Here is an 18,361-nt window from a genome sequence, read left to right on the forward strand (position 1 = left end):
TTAGCGACTAATCAGATCGCACAAACTGGACTGAGTTCCCTTCCTCCGGTGATCTACTATTCGGAACAGCTATTTAGAACAGACGAAATTTAGAAATTATATTTTATACCCATGCGATATCGGACTTGAAAATCATTGTCATACTTTACAGCACCACTCTCATAGCCACCTTTGGCATCATTGCGATAAGGTACATATCCTAATTCAACGTAAGGTACCCACTCTTTATTGACTGGCACCTGTACCACCAGATTATGCAAATAGGTATTATCCTTGCCGCGCAGGCTTGGGTAATTGGTATCCTTATATTCAAAATCATATTCAACCTTGCCCCATCCAAACTGGTAACCGAGCTGGAAGTTACCCTGATTGAAGTGGCGATCACCTGTGCTCACAGAGGTGTAGTTCTGTAAGCCATAACGGTATCTGACCGCACCGTACAACTTGTCGGTAAGCTGGTAAGTCCCTTTCAGTTGTGCTTTGTAAGTGGTTGAAGAAGATGATGAATCAAGCACGAAGGCGGGCGATAGCGTGAGTTTTTGGCCAACCTTGTACTGGTAATTGAGTTCAAACTCATGGCCTTTGGCATAGTTGTTTTCAAATAGATTGCTCTCGCCCGTGCTGGCCTTTGAACCCCATTTTGCTTCCACGGCAAAACCCAGTTGATTATCAAATCGGTGGGAGACCCGGGCCCGATCGGCATGCTGCTCTGTATCGTCAAGGTACTCATGACGATAATCCAGCGTGGTCGCACCAAGTGAACCGGCGCCGAGTAAAGAGATCAGGGTAAACAGGGTGGAGGTGCTAGTCAGTTTCATGGTCATCTCGCTGATTATTGTTGGTTACAACATAATAATACCGAGTTGAAAATATAATTTTTAGATCTGGAACACAAAATCAAAACAGCGTTTCTTTTTTTGTTTTCTTAACTCATTAAAAAGCCATCCGTGATGGATGGCTTGTCATGCTTCAGGATTTCAAGAAATCTTGCCGTTGCGGAGTGAATATATCCAGCAATACCCCCTTTTCGCGACAAACACAGCCATGAATAATATTAGGTTGCTTATACAAGGTGTCACCGGCACGCACCTGACGGGTCACTTCCCCTATGGTGAAGTCAAATACCCCGGACAACACATAAGTCAATTGCTCATGGGGGTGGTTGTGCAAGGGCCCCACGGCTCCGTGCTCAAAATGTACTTCCACCGACATCAGGCCACCGGCATGTGCCAGGATCTTGCGTTTTACTCCGTTCCCCAGATCATCCAGGTCACACTCTTCATTGATGACAAACATGGTATTCCATCCTGCTTTTCCGTTTACAAGGCAGCCACGGCGGCTTTCACCAGCTCGCCTATCTTGTCCCACTGGCGACGATCGATGAGATCGGTCGGCACCATCCAGGTACCACCACAAGCAAATACTGACTCAAGGGAGAGGTAAACCTGTACGTTGTCCGGGCTGATGCCACCGGTGGGCATGAAGCGTACCGGATAGACGGCGCTCATGGCCTTGAGCATGGCCAGGCCACCGGATGCCTCTGCTGGAAAGAACTTGAGATGGCGCAGCCCCAGCTCCATCGCCTGTTCCACCAGACTCGGGCTGTTTACCCCCGGGATCATGGTTACCCCTCTGGCCTGACAATATTGAACGATACGCGGGTTCAAACCCGGGCTGACGATGAAATCAACCCCGGCAGCAATAGCCTGATCCACTTGATCCGTGGTCAGCACAGTTCCCGCTGCAATCACCATATCAGGGTAAGCTTCACGCAGATGGGCGATGGCCTGGGCTGCCGCCGGGGTACGAAAGGTGATCTCGGCACTGGGCATACCGTTTTCAATCAGCACCTTGCCCAGGGCCACGGCGTCATCGGCCTCCTTGATGGCGATGACTGGGATGATTTTCAGGGTCGAGAGTTTTTCAAGCAATATTGACATGGTGAACCTCACTGGATAGGGCAGAAGACAAAGGTGCGACCGGCATGACGGCCGCCGGAATGATGGCGCCGGGGTACTGGATCACAGTCCCGGCCAGCTGGTGAGCATAATGAGCCGCCGCCACGGCACTCTGACCTGCCAGACGCATGGCGAGGTAACCGGCGCTGAAGGAGTCACCTGCCGCTGTGGTATCGCGCACAGCGTCTTTGGCAAGGGGCATGGCAGCCACACTGTATTGCTGATCACCCTGCAGGATCAGGCATGGCTCGGCTCCCCGCTTGATGACTACCTCCCCCACTCCTGCCTGACGGGTCCGTGCCAACACGGTTTCTGGCGAGGCGAGGCCCCACAGTGCATCTTCATCATCTTGTGTCAGGAAAGCGATATCAGTCAGTGCCAGCATGGTGCCATAGGCTGCTTGTGCCGCATGTTGGCTCTGCCACAGGCGAGGGCGATAGTTGTTGTCAAACAGGATTCTGGTTCCCCCGGCGCGACATTCGGCCAACAAGGCGAACAGCTTGTGGCGGTCGGCTTCGTCCAGTATGGCCAGTGAGATGCCGCTCAGATAAAGGTAATCAAACTGAGGCAGTTGCTGGCATACCTGCAAGGCCGCATCGCCTTGTAACCAGTAACGGGCCGCGGCATCGCTACGCCAGTAGTGAAAGGTGCGCTCACCGCTCCTGTCAGTTTCGATGAGATAGAGCCCGGGCAACTTGTCTGCCCTGCGCTGCACCAGATCTGTGTGTATCCCCTCTTTTTGCCACTGGGTCAGCATGTCACGGCTCATGCTGTCAGTCCCCAGGGCTGTTACGTAGTGCACGGTCAACGCCGGATTGACGCGACTCAAATAGACAGCCGTATTGAGGGTATCCCCTCCAAAACCACGCGTCATGCCTGTGCTGCGCTGCGCCAGCTCAACCATGCATTCGCCAATCACGGCAATTTTGACAGCCATAGGCTCCCCCTTCTGGTAGTGCTTCCATCTTATGACTGAAAACAACCAAGTCAAAACAATTGAAATTGCATTTCAATTTTTTGTGACAATGCGCAAATCTTCGCTGACATCTGTTGTAAAGGATCGAAAGGGGCTGCCACAACAGCACGCTTTTATGCAAACAGAAAAATGAACCGCCTTTTCAAAACACGATCCAGCTCCCAATTGGCAGCATGGCTACCTTCACCGTGAGGATTTTGGGAATTACGTCACTATTTTTTTGGAACGGCGTTTCTAAAATGAACCATCGAATTGTTTAAGGTTTTTTTGAAACGTTTTTTTGAAAAATGCGCCTGTCAGCAACTCATCTTTTTTCTGATGAGGATAGGATTACCCTGGACTGCCATGAGTGAGTGAACTTATGAACATAGATATGTTGGTGGTGGGAGGCTATTTCATACTGATGATCCTCATCAGTGTTGCCTTCAAAAAGATGGCGAGCAAATCAAGCAGTGACTACTTCCGTGGTGGTGGCCGCATGCTCTGGTGGATGGTGGGGGCGACCGCCTTCATGACCCAGTTTTCCGCCTGGACCTTTACCGGTGCGGCGGGCAAGGCTTTTACCGATGGTTTTGCCGTTACCTTTGTGTTTCTTGGCAATATCGCGGCTTATATCCTCTCTTACTGGTGGTTCAGCCATCGTTTTCGCCAGATGCGGGTGGATACCCCGACCGAGGCTATCGAACAACGCTTTGGCAAGACCAACGAGCAGTTTTTTACCTGGGCCATCATCCCCCTGAGCATCCTCAGTGGCGGTGTCTGGTTGAACGGCCTAGCCATCTTTGTCGGTGCCGTGTTTGGTTATGACATGACAACCACCATCTGGGTGACCGGTCTCTCAGTACTGCTTATCTCCATGCTGAGCGGTGCCTGGGGGGTGGTCGCCAGTGATTTCGTGCAGACTCTGGTGGTCGCCGTCATCTCGGTCGCCTGCGCTGCGGTTGCCCTGTTTGCCGTTGGCGGACCGGACGAGATCATCACCAAGTTCCCGACCGACTTCATCATGGGGCCGGATATGAACTATGGGGTGCTGCTGGTGGGCTCTTTCCTCTTCTTCATCGTCAAGCAGATGCAGAGCATCAACAACATCCAGGACTCCTATCGCTTCCTCAACGCCAAGGATTCCAACAATGCCCGCAAAGCCGCACTGCTGGCCATGGGCTTGATGATCTGCGGCACACTGATCTGGTTTATCCCGCCCTGGGCCATGGCCATCATGGTGCCGGATGCCGCCGCTGCTCACGCCGAGCTGGGCAACAAGGCAAGTGATGCTGTCTATCTGGTGTTTGCCGAGAAGTACATGCCTCTGGGCACCATAGGTCTGCTGGTAGCCGGTCTGTTTGCCGCAACGATGTCTTCCATGGATTCAGCACTGTGCCGCAACGCCGGGATCTTCGTGCGCAGCTTCTGGGCACCGATCATTTGCCGCAACAAGCCCATGAGCGAGACCAACATGCTACGTCTTAGCCAGGGCGTTACACTGATCAACGGCATTCTGGTAATCCTCATCGCCCAACTGTTTGCACAGCTCAAGGGACTGAGCCTGTTTGACCTGACCATGCGCGTCGCCACCCTGCTGCAATCCCCCATGCTGGTGCCGCTCTTCTTTGGTATGTTCATTCGCAGAACCCCGAAATGGGCAGCCTGGGGCACTGTCTGCTTCGGCATGTTTGTCTCCTGGCTGGTAATGAATGTGTTCACCGCCCAGTGGGGCGCCAGCCTGTTCGGCGTGACTCTGACCGCTCGCGAGCTGTCCGAGTTGACCACCACCATCACGGTAGCTGCTCATCTGATCCTGACCGGTGGTTTCTTCTGGGCTACCAGCCTTTTCTATAAAGAAGAGTCCTTCACGGCAAAAGAGCGTCAGCGCACCGCCGACTTCTTCGTGGCGCTGGAAACTCCGGTAGTTGCCGATGATGAGCAGGATGAGTTTGACCGCCTGCAACGCAGCAAGCTGGGCCATATCACCTTGATGATGGGCGCCGGTCTGATGCTGATGGTACTGGTACCCAACCCGCTCTGGGGTCGTCTGCTGTTCGCCGCCTGTGCGGGCGCAATCCTGCTGGTCGGTTACCTGCTCAAACGAAGTGCAGGGGCCTTGCCGCAGGCTAAACTCATACTCAAACCGAGCATGGCAAGCCGCTCGGCCTCATGATCCATCCCTCAAACCGTTATCCGTGGCGCCTTTCCAAAGGCGCCCTTTTCCGTTTTCACCACCAGCCCACCCTTCCTCTCTATTTACTGCAAGCAGGCCTACTGCCATGGAGCTCATCGATTTTGCCATCGTCATCGGCTACTTCATCTTTATCGTACTGGCGGCATTCGGGTTTCGCCGGTTCGCCCTCGACAGCCACCACTTTATCAACGGAGGCAATGCCATGCCCTGGTGGATGGCCGGGGCCACCGCCTTCATGACCCAGTTTTCAGCCTGGACCTTCACCGGGGCAGCAGGCAAGGCATTCACTGACGGTGTCGCCATCCTCGCCCTCTTTTGGGGCAATGCCCTGGGCTTTTTCATTGCCGCCCGCTTCTTCGCTGCCCGCTACCGCAAGTTGAGGGTAGAGACCCCAATGGATGTCATTGCCCAGCGCTTTGGCCACCCTACCGAACGCCTTTTTACCTGGCTGCAGTTTCCACTCTCCACCTTGACGGCCGCCATCTGGCTCAACGGGCTGGCCTATATCATCTCGGCCATCAGCGGCATTGACATTGTTCCTACCCTGCTGGTCACAGGTCTGTTCATTACCCTTATCTCCGCCAGCGGCGGCGCCTGGGCCGTCAATGCCACCAATGTGATCCAGCTGGTGCTTATCCTGGCCATTACCCTGATCACTGGTGCCTATGCCCTCTGGCTCGCAGACGGGCCTGGCCCTCTCATCACGCACTTTCCTGGCAATTTCTGGCTCGGGAGCGAGATGCCGCACAGTTCTTTACTGCTGGGATGGGTTGCCATGGTGCTGCTGCAACAGACGGTTTCGACCAACAATGCCAACAGCTGCTACCGCTTTCTGGTCACTCGCAACGAACCGGATGCCCGCAAGGCGGCACGGCTGGCCGGCGTGCTATTCATCGTAGGGCCAGTGATGTGGTTCATTCCCCCCTGGTTCAGCGCAGGCCAGGGGGTGGATCTAGGCAGCAGCTATCCTCAGCTGGGAGAGCAAGCGATCAATGGCGCCTACCTGCACTTCGTCACCCATATGATGCCAGCCGGTACTCATGGGCGAGATGGTGGCCGCCATGCTGGCGGCCACCATCTCGCCCATGAGTACCGGCCTCAATCGCAATGCCGGTATCTTTATCCGCAACATCTACCAGGCCCCCCATCACAGTGAAGCCAGACTACTCAAGGCGGGACGCTGGATAACCCTGCTCAACGGCTTGCTCGCTACCTTGTTGGCCTGGGCCATCGCGAAGCAAGACAAGCTCGGTTTCTTTGAACTGGTCATGGCGGTCAGCTCCTTGGTCCAGATGCCGCTGACCATTCCAGCCCTGCTGGCGGTAATAGTACGCCGTACCCCCGACTGGGCTGGGTGGAGTACCGTATTGGTGGGGACCCTGGTCTCGGCCAGTCTCTATCTTGGCTTTCATCCCACCCAGCTTCCCGCCTGGCTGGGTGGCTCGACACTCACCCCCAGAGAGGCTGCGGATCTGACGTTTGCCGTGACAGTGCTGGCACATCTTGTGGTGACCTGCGGCTTCTTCTTGCTCACTCGCCTCTGGTATCAACCCAAAGGGTATGCCCCTCAGCGGGCTCGTCAAGTGGCCGATTTTTTGCCAACCTGAAGCGGCCTTTGCAGCCGTCAGAGATAACCCTCGGCAATCCACGCCAGACCCTGCTGCTCGGCCGCCTCTTGCTGTTGCTCTCCTTCCTGCTATCCCCCTTGGTCTGGCTCGCCACAGACTACCTCCATGGTCTGATCGTACTGGCGGTGCTGCTGGCGGGCATGGGCCTTTATCTCAGTGCCCGCCGGGAAATACGACTAATCCGCACGTCAGCACCCCATAAAGAAAAGCGGACGCCTGACTAATGCATAAATTAACCAACCAACATCACAAAACATAAAACGATGTTTTATTTTAATTTGATCCTGTTTTTCTGTTTTGATATTGTCACTGCAACGAAGGGGTTTTAACCCCTCTTCATGAATGCCGGCAACGGCCTGGAATCGAGGTTCAATATGCAAATTCGTCAGAGTATCCACAGCGACCACGCCAAACAACTGGACACCCAGGGGCTGCGCCGCGAGTTTCTGGTTGAGCAGGTGTTTGTTCCCAATGAACTGACCATGACTTACAGCCACATCGACCGGATCGTGTTCGGTGGCATCATGCCTGCCCAGGCTCCGCTGGCCTTCTCAGGCGATCTCGGCACCGCGTTTGGTGTGGGCTATTTCCTGGAGCGCCGCGAGCTGGGGCTGATCAATATCGGGGGGCCCGGAGTGGTTGTGGTCGATGGCACCACTTATGAGATAGGTCATGCCGAAGCGCTTTATGTGGGACAAGGGGCGCGTGAGCTCAGTTTTGCCAGCGTGACAGCAGCCCAGCCAGCCAAGTTCTATTACAACAGCGCTCCTGCTCACAGCCACTTCCCGACCCGCAAGGTCACTCAGGCCGAAGCCTCTCCGGTCACCCTGGGGGACTCGCTCTCCAGCAACCGCCGTACCATCTACAAGTATCTGGTACCTGACGTACTGCCAACCTGCCAACTGCTGATGGGGATGACCCAGCTGGAAGAGGGCAATCTGTGGAACACCATGCCCTGTCACACCCATGAACGCCGCATGGAGGTCTATTTCTACTTCAACATGAAAGAAGATGGTGCCGTGTTCCACATGATGGGCAAACCTGATGAGACCCGCCATCTGGTAGTTCACAACGAGCAGGCGGTGATCTCCCCGAGCTGGTCAATCCACTCAGGGGTCGGCACTCAGGCTTATACCTTTATCTGGGGCATGGTGGGAGAAAACCAGGTCTTTGCCGACATGGATCATGTCGCCGTCCAGGATCTGCGCTAATCAAGGGCGACCGGGCGCCATCGCCAGCGCCAGGTCGTGACAACGACTAACGCCACCTGTGGTGGCCAAGAGGAAACACCATGATTCTCAATACGTTTGATTTGACAGGCAAAGTGGCCATAGTGACAGGTTGTGACACTGGCCTCGGACAGGGCATGGCCCTGGGGCTGGCCCAGGCGGGCTGTGATATCGTCGGCATCAATATCGTCGAGCCAACCGATACCATCGCCAAGGTTACTGCGACAGGCCGTGCCTTCCTGAGCCTGAAGGCCGATGTCAGCAAGGTAGATCAACTGCCCGCCCTGGTTGATCAGGCCGTCTCCCGTTTCGGTCATGTCGACATCCTGGTCAACAATGCCGGGATCATTCGCCGTGAAGATGCCATCTCGTTCAGTGAAAAGGATTGGGATGACGTGATGAACATCAACATCAAGAGCGTCTTCTTCATGTCCCAGGCCGTTGCCAGACAGTTCCTGGCCCAGGGAAAGGGAGGCAAGATCATCAATATCGCCTCCATGCTCTCCTACCAGGGCGGGATCCGAGTCCCCTCCTACACGGCATCAAAGAGCGGTGTCATGGGGATCACCCGACTGCTGGCCAACGAATGGGCCAACCAGGGGATCAACGTCAATGCCATCGCTCCCGGCTATATGGCCACCAACAACACCACTGCCCTGCGGGCCGATGAAGATCGCAATGCCGCCATTCTGGAACGCATTCCCGCCGGTCGCTGGGGTATCCCGGATGACATGATGGGGCCGGCCGTGTTCCTGGCTTCGGCTGCATCCGATTACATCAATGGCTACACCATAGCGGTGGATGGCGGCTGGCTCGCCCGTTAACCCTCAGGGCGCCTCGTCAGGCGCCTTTTATTCTCTTGCGGTCACCCCATCATGCTGTTGCAGGATCACCCTTTTTTTGCCCAACTTATCGGTCTGCTGGCCTGCCTGATGGGAGCCAGCGCCTTTTTGCAACGTCAGGATAAGCAATTGCGCGCTCAGCTCACCCTCAACGGTCTGCTGATGGGAATGCACTTTCTGCTGCTCGGCTCCCCCGCCTCGGCCATCAACACCACCCTCAGTGCCGTGCGCACCCTGGTATCTGGCTACTACCGCGGCAAAGGGGTAATGATCTTCTTTCTGGTGACCAGCTGGCTACTGGTACTGCCCAAGCTGACTCACCCAATGCAACTGCTGCCGCTGCTGGGCACCACCCTCACTACCTATGCCCTGTTCCGACTCGAGAGTCTCTCCCTTCGCCTCTGCATGCTGGCCAGCAGCATCGGCTGGCTTGCTCATAACCTTTGGCTGGGATCCTGGGGTGGCATCATGCTGGAAAGCCTGGTGATAGTGCTCAACGGCCATACCAGCTTCCATCTCTATCGCCAGCGTCGTGCAGGCCTGGCCGAGACCTCATCCCCCTAGCTCTGACCATGTGTCACCCGCAGCCACAAAAAATCCGGCCCCTTACGTCAGGGGCCGGATGTTTAATTCATCTGGGCAGCATCACACACCAGGGAAAGGGTAATCGTGAAAGCCAAGCTCGGCGGAGATACGGGCTGCTGCCCCATGGAGCTGCGCCACAAGCGCCTGCTTGTTCTCCTCCTGGAAGCGCACCACCGGCAGAGAGAGTGACAGGCCGGCGATGATCCGCCCCATGCGGTTGTAAATGGGGACGGCAAAGCAGCGCAGGCCATGTTCCATCTCTTCGTTGTCCTCGGCATAACCCTGCTCGCGCACCAGAGCGAGCTCCATCAGCAGCGCATCCACATCGGCCAGGGTATGTTCGGTAAAACGTTCAAAGGTGACACTGGCCAGCATGGCGCGCACCTCACTCTCTTCAAGCCAAGCCATCATCACCTTGCCAAGCCCTGTGCTATAGAGCGGGCGACGGCGACCAATCCGGGAGTACATCCGCAGGTTATATTCGGAATCGATCTTGTGCAGATAGACAATGCTGTCTTCATCCAGCGCCCCCAGGTGCAGGGTCTCCTTGGTCAGCTTGCCGAGGCGGTGCATCTGGACATCTGCAATCGGGATCAGATCCTGGTGCTCCAGGGCTTTGGCGCCCAGTTCAAACAACTTGAGGCTGAGGGTGTACTTGTCCGTTTCCCCCTCCTGGGTCACGTAGCCCAGGGTTTTCATGGTCTGTAAAAAGCGGTAAACCGTACTCTTGGACATCATGATCCGCTGGGACAGCTCAGTCACCCCTATCTCTTTTTGCTCTCCCAATGCCTGCAAGATGCCAAACACCTTAAGGACGGATGACACCGAGTCTGGAGAGTTATCTATCACCGACATAGTCAAATTCCAAAAATATGAGTTAGTTGTTTCATTGTATTTGAAATGACTTGCATATCAAAGGAAGGGGTAAAATTCATAAACAAAAACAATGCTTTGATCACGCATACCCTGTGATATCCGTCACATTAATTGTGGTTGCTTCGCTCTCATTTCATTATGGTGATCAGTGTCAATAAAAATTAAAACGATGTTTCTATAATTTATCCATCATGGGCATACAGGCCCAGCTTTGGATGCTAACCAGCAAGAGGAACATATGGCCAAGGGTTCGATCGTTTCACTCACCTATCACCACTACCAGGATCCGGATACCGGTGCGGCTGTCTGCCGTCTCACCCCACCCGAGGTAACCTGTCACCGCAACTACTTCTACCAGAAATGTTTTACCAATGACGGTAGCCAGCTGCTGTTCGCCGGCGAGTTTGATGGTCACTGGAACTACTACTTGCTGGACCTGGCCAGTGGCCAGGCCCGCCAACTGACAGAGGGGGCCGGTGACAACACCTTTGGCGGCTTTCTTTCCCCCGATGACAGCACTCTCTATTACGTGAAAAATGGCAGGGATCTGCTGAGAGTCGATCTGGATACCCTAGTCGAAACACAGGTCTATCAGGTCCCGGAACAATGGGTCGGCTATGGTACCTGGGTGGCAAACAGTGACTGTACCAAGCTGGTGGGGATAGAAATTGCCAAGGCGGACTGGATCCCGCTCACCGACTGGAGCCTGTTCCACTCTTTCTACCACACCAAACCCCACTGCCGACTGCTGCGGGTCGATCTCGCCAGCGGAGAGACCAGGGTCATTCATGAGGAGCAAGGCTGGCTTGGACACCCCATCTATCGCCCCTTCGATGATCAGACTGTCGCCTTCTGCCATGAGGGGCCCCACGATCTGGTCGATGCCCGCATGTGGCTGGTCAATGAAGATGGTTCGGCCGTACGCAAGGTGAGATCCCATCTGGAAGGTGAGAGCTGCACTCACGAATTCTGGGTACCGGACGGCTCATACCTGATGTACGTCTCCTATCTCAAGGGACAACAGGATCGCATCATTCGTCGCTTCAACCCGGACAGTGGGGTGGATGAGCCCGTCATGGCTATGCCGGCCTGCTCACACCTGATGAGCAACCACGACGGCTCCTTGCTGGTGGGGGATGGATCCGGCACGCCTGTGGATGTGAAGGATACCCATGGTTACACCATCAACAATGACCCCTTCCTTTATGTTTTCGATGTACGCCAGGGGTATTACTATCAGCTGGCTGCCCATAACACCTCCTGGCGGGTGTTTCAGGGGGATCGTCAAGTGACCCATCCACACCCCTCTTTTACCCCGGACGATCGGCAGGTATTGTTTACCTCCGACTGTGATGGCAAACCGGCCCTCTACCTGGCTACCCTGCCAGCAGATCCTGTCTGACCACCCAGGGCAACCCCATAGCCCGGAGGCGCCCTCGGCACGGTGCCTCCCTCTCTTCATGCCAATAAGGCCGCCATCATGCCCCAGACATTGCTGCCCAATATCATCGACTTCATCGCCAGAATAGATCCCTTCGACAGGCTGCCCCCTCAGTTGCAGCACTGCGTCGCCCGTACCGTCAAGATAAGCTATCTGGGTCAGGGAGAAAGCCTGCCGTTCAACATCGAGGATCCGGAGCGCTACCTCTATATAGTGCGTACCGGATCGCTGGAGCAACGCATGCAAAATGGCGTACTCAGGGGCCGGCTGGGGCCAGACGATCTGTTCGGCTTCACGTTTTTGGAGAGCACACCGGGCAATCCTGCCGATTGTTACAATGTGACAGCGCTCGATAACACCCTGCTCTACCAGATCCCCCACAGCAAGCTGAAACAACTGTTGGCAGAGTATCCGCAATACGCCAATCTGTTCGCCTCCCAGGCCAGGGAGCGCCTGCAGTCGGCCCTCAATGTCGTCTGGTCTGACAACGACAAAGGGCTCTTCATGCGCAGGGTCAGCGAGGTAAACAGCGGCAAGATAGCCGTGGTCGATGCCGACATGAGTATTCAGCAAGTGGCCCAGGAGATGCGCATGGTCTGCCGCTCCTCCACCGCCGTCGTGATGGCGAAGGGAGAGATCATGGGCATCGTCACGGATCGGGACATGACAATGCGGGTGATCGCCGAAGGGCTGACCACCAGTCGCCCTATCCGGGAGATAATGACACCGGCCCCCATCACCATTCATCCGGACGAGCTGACCCTGAAAGCCGCCTACCTGATGATGCAGCACAATATTCGCGGCCTGCCCATTGTGCGAGAACAGCAGGTGCTGGGATTGCTGACCACTTCCCATCTGGTGCAAAACCACAGGGTTCAGGCGATATTTCTCATCGAGAAGATCAAGTATTGCGAAACCGTGGAGGCTCTGGCGCTCCTGACGGTTGAGCGTCAGGCCATCTTTGAAGCCTTGGTGGAAGGGGAAGTGGCAGGAGAGAGCATAGGCAACGTCATGACACTCATCATGGATGCCTATTGTCGACGGCTGCTACAGATGGGAGAAGCCAGACTGGGAGCGACCCCTTGCGACTATGCCTGGGTGGTAGCCGGTTCACAGGCCCGCAACGAAGTCCACATGCTTTCGGATCAGGACAGCGCCCTCATTCTGGCGGATGACGCCACCGACAACGACAGGATCTACTTCAATCACCTGGCGATGTATGTCTGCAACGGGCTCGATGCCTGTGGTTATCCGCTCTGCTCCGGCCATTTCATGGCTGCCGCCCATAAATGGTGCCAGCCTCTGAAGGTGTGGAAAGAGTACTACCGCAAGTGGATAGCCAATCCCGAATACGACAAGCTGCTCAATGCCAGCGTCTTCCTCGAACTGCGAGCCATCCACGGCAACATGGCGTTATGCGATGAACTGCAGCACCATCTGTTTTCCCTGGTGCAGGCACACCCTTCGTTCATTCGATCCTTGACCCGGGATGCCATTTCAACCCAACCGCCCCTTGGTATCTTCAAGAATCTGGTACTGGAGAAAAATGGCGACAACAGCAAGGTCCTCAATATCAAGCGCTATGCATTGACCCTGATCATCGATCTCGCCCGGATTTACGGACTCAGCGCCGGGTCTACCCATAACGGCACAGAGGCGCGTTTCCTCCACGCCCATGAGCAGCAACAGCTCTCGGAAGAGAGCTACAAGAATATCATCGGCGCTTATCGCTTCATCATGAAAGTGCGCTTTGTCCACCAACTCATGGCATTGAAGAAAGGCCTCAAACCCGACAATCACATAGACCCGGATCGCTTTGGCAGCTTCGAACGCAAGCACTTGAAAGATGCCTTTCGCATCATTGGCGAGCTGCAGGATTTTGCAAAATTTCGCTTTATCAAAGAGTGAGCACACCGATGGGCTGTCTTGACTACTTCTCTGCCCGCCAGCGTCTCGAGCGGGCAAGAGCCCGTTATCTGACACGGCCGACACTTCCTGCACTGATCAAGGCGCTGCTGCAAGCGCCTCTGACTGCACTGGAGTCATCCCTGGACGGGACCCGCCTGCTGGCGCTGGATTTCGAAACCACCGGACTGCAACCCCAGGATGATCAGATCTTGAGTATCGGCACGGTCGACATCACAGAGGGACGCATCGACTTGCAAACCGCAAGACAGACCTTGATTGACAGCCCCTGCCCGGTCAAAGCCGATACCGTCATCATCCACCATCTGGTCCCTCAACTGCTGGCCACCGGAAAAAGTCTGGATCAGGCCATGGATCAGCTGCTTCAACGCATGAGCGGCGCTATTTTGCTTGCCCATGGCAGCTCGGTGGAGCGCCGTTTCATCGATCACTACCTGCAACAGCGCCATGGCCTGCCCCCTTTGCCGCTACCTTGGCTGGACACGCTGGAAATCGAGCGCCGTCGGACCCGATACATCAGGGATATACCCGCTGATCTGCGCCTCTCTTCGGTCAGAAGCCGACATGGATTGCCCAGTTATCCCTGCCACGAGGCGCTGATAGATGCGGTAGCCACAGCAGAGCTGCTGCTGGTCCAATACAAGCTGCTGCGCCCTGCCTCACTCCATCAGCTAATGAGGTGACAGCGCAGGTACACCCCTTTGCCCAACCCACTATCGATGGAGCAAAGTTGGGACCAGGTTCCTATTGCCAAATAAAAGAAAAGGGCCTGTCTCAAGACAGGCCCTTTTCTTTTATTTGGCGGTGAGGGAGGGATTCGAACCCTCACTTTTGTATATCACAGCACAAATATAACCTTTACATTCAAGGACTTACGAAATTAACATCGTTCATAAAAGCAGCGCAATTGACTCAAGCTATTGCCATGAGATTTTAACATCTTTTATAAAGAGAAATTCTGAAATGTCAAGCACATGCACATGCTTTCTGACTATCTGAATCATGTTGACGTATCCTCTGAATGACAAGTCGATTCACGTCCCCGTGAACTCCTGCTTTGCAGTAATGCTCCACTCACCGGAATTTTGGGAACGGAGCAAGTAAATTTTCTGAGAGCTGTGACTTGTTAGCTCTGCTGCCACTCCTTAACAACTTCATCCCAATCAGTATTTCGCTCAACAGTATTCCCGTCTTCATCTATTCTTGTCCACACATCCCAGAAGTCAGGATCGTCTGAATGTGGCTGTTGCTCTTTCGCTAGGTTCTTCATTTTAACCAAAACAGGAAGCTCGGATGCCCAGCCCATTAGTATTGCATGTTGGGATGGTAGAGAAGGTAGCTCGCGAAGTAACCCTCGTAAATTATCAGGTACCATTTTATGTACTTGTTCTTGATCTCTGTCATTACTGATCCGGTGCAGCAGGAAAGTATTACATTGAGATAAAACTGTTGGTGATAGCTCTGATGGTCGTTGTGAAGAAATCACCATACCAAGGCCGAATTTTCTTCCTTCACGTGCTATTTTTTCAAATACTTGACAACAAACAGCAGCTACATCCTGATTTTCAGAGTCGTCTCGATAGCGTTTAATGAACATATGCGCCTCTTCAGCTACAAGTACAGTTGGTAGGGTTTTATTATTTAGCCGTCTATAACGTTGCAATGATTCAAAGATGATTCTTGAAATAACAGCAGTTACAAGGTGAGTGATTTCATTTGGTACTAGAGAAAGATCTATAATTGAAACACAACTATCGTCTTCACCTGCTCCATCCTTACCTATATAATTTTCTAACCACTCAGCTAAATCGACTCTATGCTCTGCATCATTGGTGATAGGCTTCATTCTTGTATCAGAGAGCATGGTACGTATTCGAGCAACTAAATACTCTACATACTGCTCACTACCATTTTCTTGTGCTAATGCCTCTAAATAGGCTACTAGGTTATTTCCTTCAAATGGCAATGGAATATCTTCACTCTTGGGCAGCAAATCATTTTCATTCCCACCAAACACCTGAAATGCTGATTCCGTTGCTTGGATTATGTTATCAATTTCAGGTACTGTAGCCTGTAACGTAGCGTATTGGACACTTCGGTCTTCTCTGTACTTACACATTACAGTTATGACTTGTGTTAATTTGCTATCACCCAATCGATCTCTATAAGCTTCAAAGCTCTCTATCCATTTGGCCATCGTTTCGTTAAAACCTTTTGCGGGCCCATATCCACCAAATGGTTTGCCTGAACTTTTATCGTGTTTTAACGTAACTAAGACATTACCTAGAAATCGTTTTATCTCAATATTTATATCTGTTTCAAGTTTAAAGTTTTCATTTCGCATCGCTCTCAAAGAGCGCTTTAGCAATGGGAGTTGTGCTTTCGGGCTTGCTTGTGTAAAAGACGCCCATTCAGCACTATTCCAAAACCACGAAGGTACTTTTAGTTGGTTTTCACCTTGCCCTGCTTCAACTTTAAATACTCTTCCCTTAAATTTTGTAGTCGGGCCTAAAGCTCGGGTATATTCACCATTTGGATCAAGCAGAATAAATCTGGCATTTGGTTTAGTTTCAAATTCCATTGCCGCTTCTAACGACCATTGAATCAGACCTGCCACAGAACAAGATTTGCCACTGCCTGTATTACCAAGTATAGCTATATGCCTCCCAAATAATCGATCAGGATCTACTGCAACGTTAGCATTATTTGCGAGTGGGCTTTGCCCTATGACAACTCTGCGATTACTGCCTGATTCAACAATAGATCTAAGCTGTAAATCTGTTGGTAGTAAAATAGCAGAACCAATTGAAGGAAATGATTCTGAACCTCGTTGAAACTTAAAATAATCAACACCTTTATTTGACACTCGCTTGAGCATGCCGACCGGATTTAAGCTAATTTTTTTCTGTGGAAAAGGTAGATTAACTAAACCAAAATCTTGGATATCTCTTTGTTTAGGATATGGCGAACGTTCAACGGCAAGCCATTCAATTTGCCCAACCAAATAGCCATTATCACAAGAGACCAAAACATAACTGTTTACTCTCGGGAAGTTTCTAGGTGTTCCAGCATTTAAGGCAACGGAATCTGGTGAATCAACATCAAGGACGGCTCTAATTTCATTAGGTGAAACAAAGTCTACAGTTCCTACCCGTAACTGCTCTCCTTGTTCGATAGGTAGTGAACTCATTCTTCACCGCCTGTTTTACTTTGTATAGCTGCTGGATATAAACCTCTAGACTTCAATAGCTCAGCCATACGAATTGACGAACGGTCTATAGCTGCTTTAGGAAGGTAGTAATCGACTAGTGTTTTTAAATCTCCGAAATGATCACCAAGTAATAAAGATATTTGAGCCTGACGCCCGCTATCTTTTATATAATTCATTATTCTTCCAAGTGGATCGCCATAGGCAATAATCACGATATGCGTTGAGGGTATTGTTAGCATATCCGTAATAACTCGGTTTATGTGTTCATCACCGAAACTGTAGCCATAGGTTACAAGGGTGCTATTTGGTCGGCATGTTGAAGATGCTAAGTCTCTAAACAACTCTACATAGGGATATTCTGATGTTTCACGATCTTTAACTGAATTTGGATAAATCATCAACTGTTGGTAGTTAGCAGCTCCAGAACATTCTACTTGTAAAAATGGCTCTACCGAAGCCGCTCCAAAAGGTAGTCCAAAACGCCTTATAGCACCCTCATTTGCATACCAATCTAATGAACCGTGAAGTTTAGTAAAACGAGCTACACCTTCTAAATATCTTGGCTCACCACGTATACCTGGTGGATTGTAATGATAATCAACCTCTAAGCGTGATGACCTGAAAATTGGAGCAATACTACCGACAAATCGATCGACTAATCTAAGGCCAGCTAATTCAGCACCTGTTTCAATTATTCGATCATAATTAGTCGTGAATATATGCAATCTATCACGCGTCGCTATTCGACTTGAAAAGCTCATCAAGAAATTTACTAAATAATTAAATGTTTCAGTTTTTTGTTCAGGCTTTGCATCACGGATTGATTTTTCACCGTTGCTAACTGATTCAGCGAATAATCTTAAACACCGAGAAAGCTCTTCTTTCAGCAGGCGTAACTCAGCCGGAAAATATCTATGTGGAGGGAGTGGTGGTGGCGGTGGAACTACAGGGGGTGGGTTTAAAACGACAAGAATTTCAAGCCCTTTGATTAGCTCATTAATAGAGCGAATTTGATCTTCAATATTTCCCTTGTTTCTACCTGCCGCTTTTGATGTTTTGTCCACATATGCATCAATTTCTAATTTACAAACTTTTAGGTCTTCTATCCAACCCATACCTTTCGGTATTTGTCCTGTTGCAGATTGTTGAACAGCAGTACTAAGACCTGCACCGACAAGCAAATTAAGGTGCTCTGATTGAAAGAGTGCTGTTAGCCAAGGTTCTATTCTTGAGCGTAAAAAATCTGGTGTAATTTCATCGCCAGATTTTGCCCATACACAGTCGGAAAAAACTTTAAAGGTACCATTATCACCATACGCATCCAATTGGACTGGAGATTGGTCATCGCCTAATTTTAGGTATTGAGTCAAGTTATGTTTCCTTATCAAATAATGATGCATGAATATGATCTAACGCCCCGTTAATGGGTGAACATTACAATACCGATGTCGCTCCATACCACCTTAATCACTTAAACCAACGCATAGAGAAAATGCTACGCGTTACGAATCCC

At 52.1% G+C, this 18,361-nt stretch carries 17 protein-coding genes and 1 tRNA gene; 10 read left to right on the top strand and 8 right to left on the bottom strand.

From position 1 onward, the window contains the following. Positions 1 to 89: 89 nt before the first annotated feature. The 4 genes from OKC28_RS19015 to OKC28_RS19030 all read right to left on the bottom strand — a co-directional run bounded on the left by OKC28_RS19015 (position 90) and on the right by OKC28_RS19030 (position 2,895). The gene (locus OKC28_RS19015) at positions 90 to 818 is read right to left on the bottom strand and encodes an oligogalacturonate-specific porin KdgM family protein (protein ID WP_270690908.1); all 729 of its coding nucleotides are present in this window, start codon (positions 816 to 818) and stop codon (positions 90 to 92) included. 151 nt (positions 819 to 969) lie between these two features. Further along, positions 970 to 1,296, bottom strand: coding sequence for a cupin domain-containing protein (locus tag OKC28_RS19020; protein WP_099992921.1), 327 nt, complete (start codon positions 1,294 to 1,296; stop codon positions 970 to 972). Positions 1,297 to 1,319: 23 nt separating this feature from the next. Continuing rightward, entirely contained in the window at positions 1,320 to 1,940 is a 621-nt protein-coding gene (locus OKC28_RS19025) for a bifunctional 4-hydroxy-2-oxoglutarate aldolase/2-dehydro-3-deoxy-phosphogluconate aldolase (RefSeq protein ID WP_099992919.1), read from the bottom strand. Continuing rightward, positions 1,924 to 2,895: a sugar kinase gene (locus OKC28_RS19030; RefSeq protein ID WP_270690911.1), complete on the bottom strand. Its 972-nt coding sequence runs from the start codon at positions 2,893 to 2,895 to the stop codon at positions 1,924 to 1,926. The genes OKC28_RS19025 and OKC28_RS19030 overlap by 17 nt, the downstream gene beginning before the upstream one ends. Before the next feature lie 400 nt (positions 2,896 to 3,295). Between OKC28_RS19030 and OKC28_RS19035 the strand changes: the two genes are divergently transcribed. The 7 genes from OKC28_RS19035 to OKC28_RS19065 all read left to right on the top strand — a co-directional run bounded on the left by OKC28_RS19035 (position 3,296) and on the right by OKC28_RS19065 (position 9,373). Next, on the top strand, positions 3,296 to 5,089 hold the full coding sequence (locus OKC28_RS19035; RefSeq protein WP_270690913.1) for a sodium:solute symporter family transporter: 1,794 nt from the start codon (positions 3,296 to 3,298) through the stop codon (positions 5,087 to 5,089). A 106-nt stretch (positions 5,090 to 5,195) separates the two neighbouring features. Continuing rightward, positions 5,196 to 6,266: a sodium:solute symporter family transporter gene (locus tag OKC28_RS19040; RefSeq protein WP_270690915.1), complete on the top strand. Its 1,071-nt coding sequence runs from the start codon at positions 5,196 to 5,198 to the stop codon at positions 6,264 to 6,266. Continuing rightward, positions 6,172 to 6,717, top strand: a complete 546-nt coding sequence (locus OKC28_RS19045) for a sodium:solute symporter family transporter (protein WP_270690917.1) — start codon at positions 6,172 to 6,174, stop codon at positions 6,715 to 6,717. Before OKC28_RS19040 ends, OKC28_RS19045 begins: the two co-directional genes overlap by 95 nt. 8 nt (positions 6,718 to 6,725) lie before the next feature. Then, the gene (locus tag OKC28_RS19050) at positions 6,726 to 6,962 is read left to right on the top strand and encodes a hypothetical protein (protein WP_270690918.1); all 237 of its coding nucleotides are present in this window, start codon (positions 6,726 to 6,728) and stop codon (positions 6,960 to 6,962) included. A gap of 150 nt (positions 6,963 to 7,112) precedes the next feature. Next, entirely contained in the window at positions 7,113 to 7,949 is an 837-nt protein-coding gene (gene kduI / locus OKC28_RS19055; protein ID WP_021140285.1) for a 5-dehydro-4-deoxy-D-glucuronate isomerase, read from the top strand. A gap of 80 nt (positions 7,950 to 8,029) precedes the next feature. Next, positions 8,030 to 8,791, top strand: coding sequence for a 2-dehydro-3-deoxy-D-gluconate 5-dehydrogenase KduD (gene kduD / locus OKC28_RS19060; RefSeq protein ID WP_021140286.1), 762 nt, complete (start codon positions 8,030 to 8,032; stop codon positions 8,789 to 8,791). A 51-nt stretch (positions 8,792 to 8,842) separates the two neighbouring features. Then, positions 8,843 to 9,373 (top strand): YgjV family protein, encoded by a 531-nt coding sequence (locus OKC28_RS19065; RefSeq protein WP_059113298.1) that lies wholly within the window; start codon positions 8,843 to 8,845, stop codon positions 9,371 to 9,373. 81 nt (positions 9,374 to 9,454) lie between these two features. On the opposite strand, the gene kdgR is transcribed toward OKC28_RS19065, so the two are convergent. Beyond that, positions 9,455 to 10,249: a DNA-binding transcriptional regulator KdgR gene (gene kdgR, locus OKC28_RS19070; RefSeq protein ID WP_099992911.1), complete on the bottom strand. Its 795-nt coding sequence runs from the start codon at positions 10,247 to 10,249 to the stop codon at positions 9,455 to 9,457. 259 nt (positions 10,250 to 10,508) lie between these two features. Between kdgR and OKC28_RS19075 the strand changes: the two genes are divergently transcribed. From OKC28_RS19075 to OKC28_RS19085, 3 genes are all read left to right on the top strand, one after another. Continuing rightward, positions 10,509 to 11,672 (top strand): oligogalacturonate lyase family protein, encoded by a 1,164-nt coding sequence (locus tag OKC28_RS19075; protein WP_270690923.1) that lies wholly within the window; start codon positions 10,509 to 10,511, stop codon positions 11,670 to 11,672. A gap of 78 nt (positions 11,673 to 11,750) precedes the next feature. Then, positions 11,751 to 13,619, top strand: coding sequence for a DUF294 nucleotidyltransferase-like domain-containing protein (locus OKC28_RS19080; RefSeq protein ID WP_270690926.1), 1,869 nt, complete (start codon positions 11,751 to 11,753; stop codon positions 13,617 to 13,619). An 8-nt stretch (positions 13,620 to 13,627) separates the two neighbouring features. Beyond that, complete coding sequence (locus tag OKC28_RS19085) at positions 13,628 to 14,320, top strand: exonuclease domain-containing protein (RefSeq protein ID WP_270690928.1); 693 nt, start codon at positions 13,628 to 13,630, stop codon at positions 14,318 to 14,320. A gap of 116 nt (positions 14,321 to 14,436) precedes the next feature. Here the strand turns inward: OKC28_RS19085 and OKC28_RS19090 are convergent. The 3 genes from OKC28_RS19090 to OKC28_RS19100 form a co-directional block, all read right to left on the bottom strand. After that, a tRNA-OTHER gene (locus tag OKC28_RS19090) sits at positions 14,437 to 14,502 on the bottom strand. A 261-nt stretch (positions 14,503 to 14,763) separates the two neighbouring features. Beyond that, positions 14,764 to 16,827 carry an ATP-binding protein gene (locus OKC28_RS19095; RefSeq protein WP_270690931.1) on the bottom strand — a complete coding sequence of 688 codons (2,064 nt, stop codon included), beginning with the start codon at positions 16,825 to 16,827 and terminating at the stop codon, positions 14,764 to 14,766. Next, positions 16,824 to 18,218: an SIR2 family protein gene (locus tag OKC28_RS19100; protein WP_270690933.1), complete on the bottom strand. Its 1,395-nt coding sequence runs from the start codon at positions 18,216 to 18,218 to the stop codon at positions 16,824 to 16,826. The genes OKC28_RS19095 and OKC28_RS19100 overlap by 4 nt, the downstream gene beginning before the upstream one ends. Between the last annotated feature and the right edge of the window lie 143 nt (positions 18,219 to 18,361).

Source organism: Aeromonas sp. D3, assembly GCF_027705025.1.
Taxonomy (GTDB): domain Bacteria; phylum Pseudomonadota; class Gammaproteobacteria; order Enterobacterales; family Aeromonadaceae; genus Aeromonas; species Aeromonas salmonicida.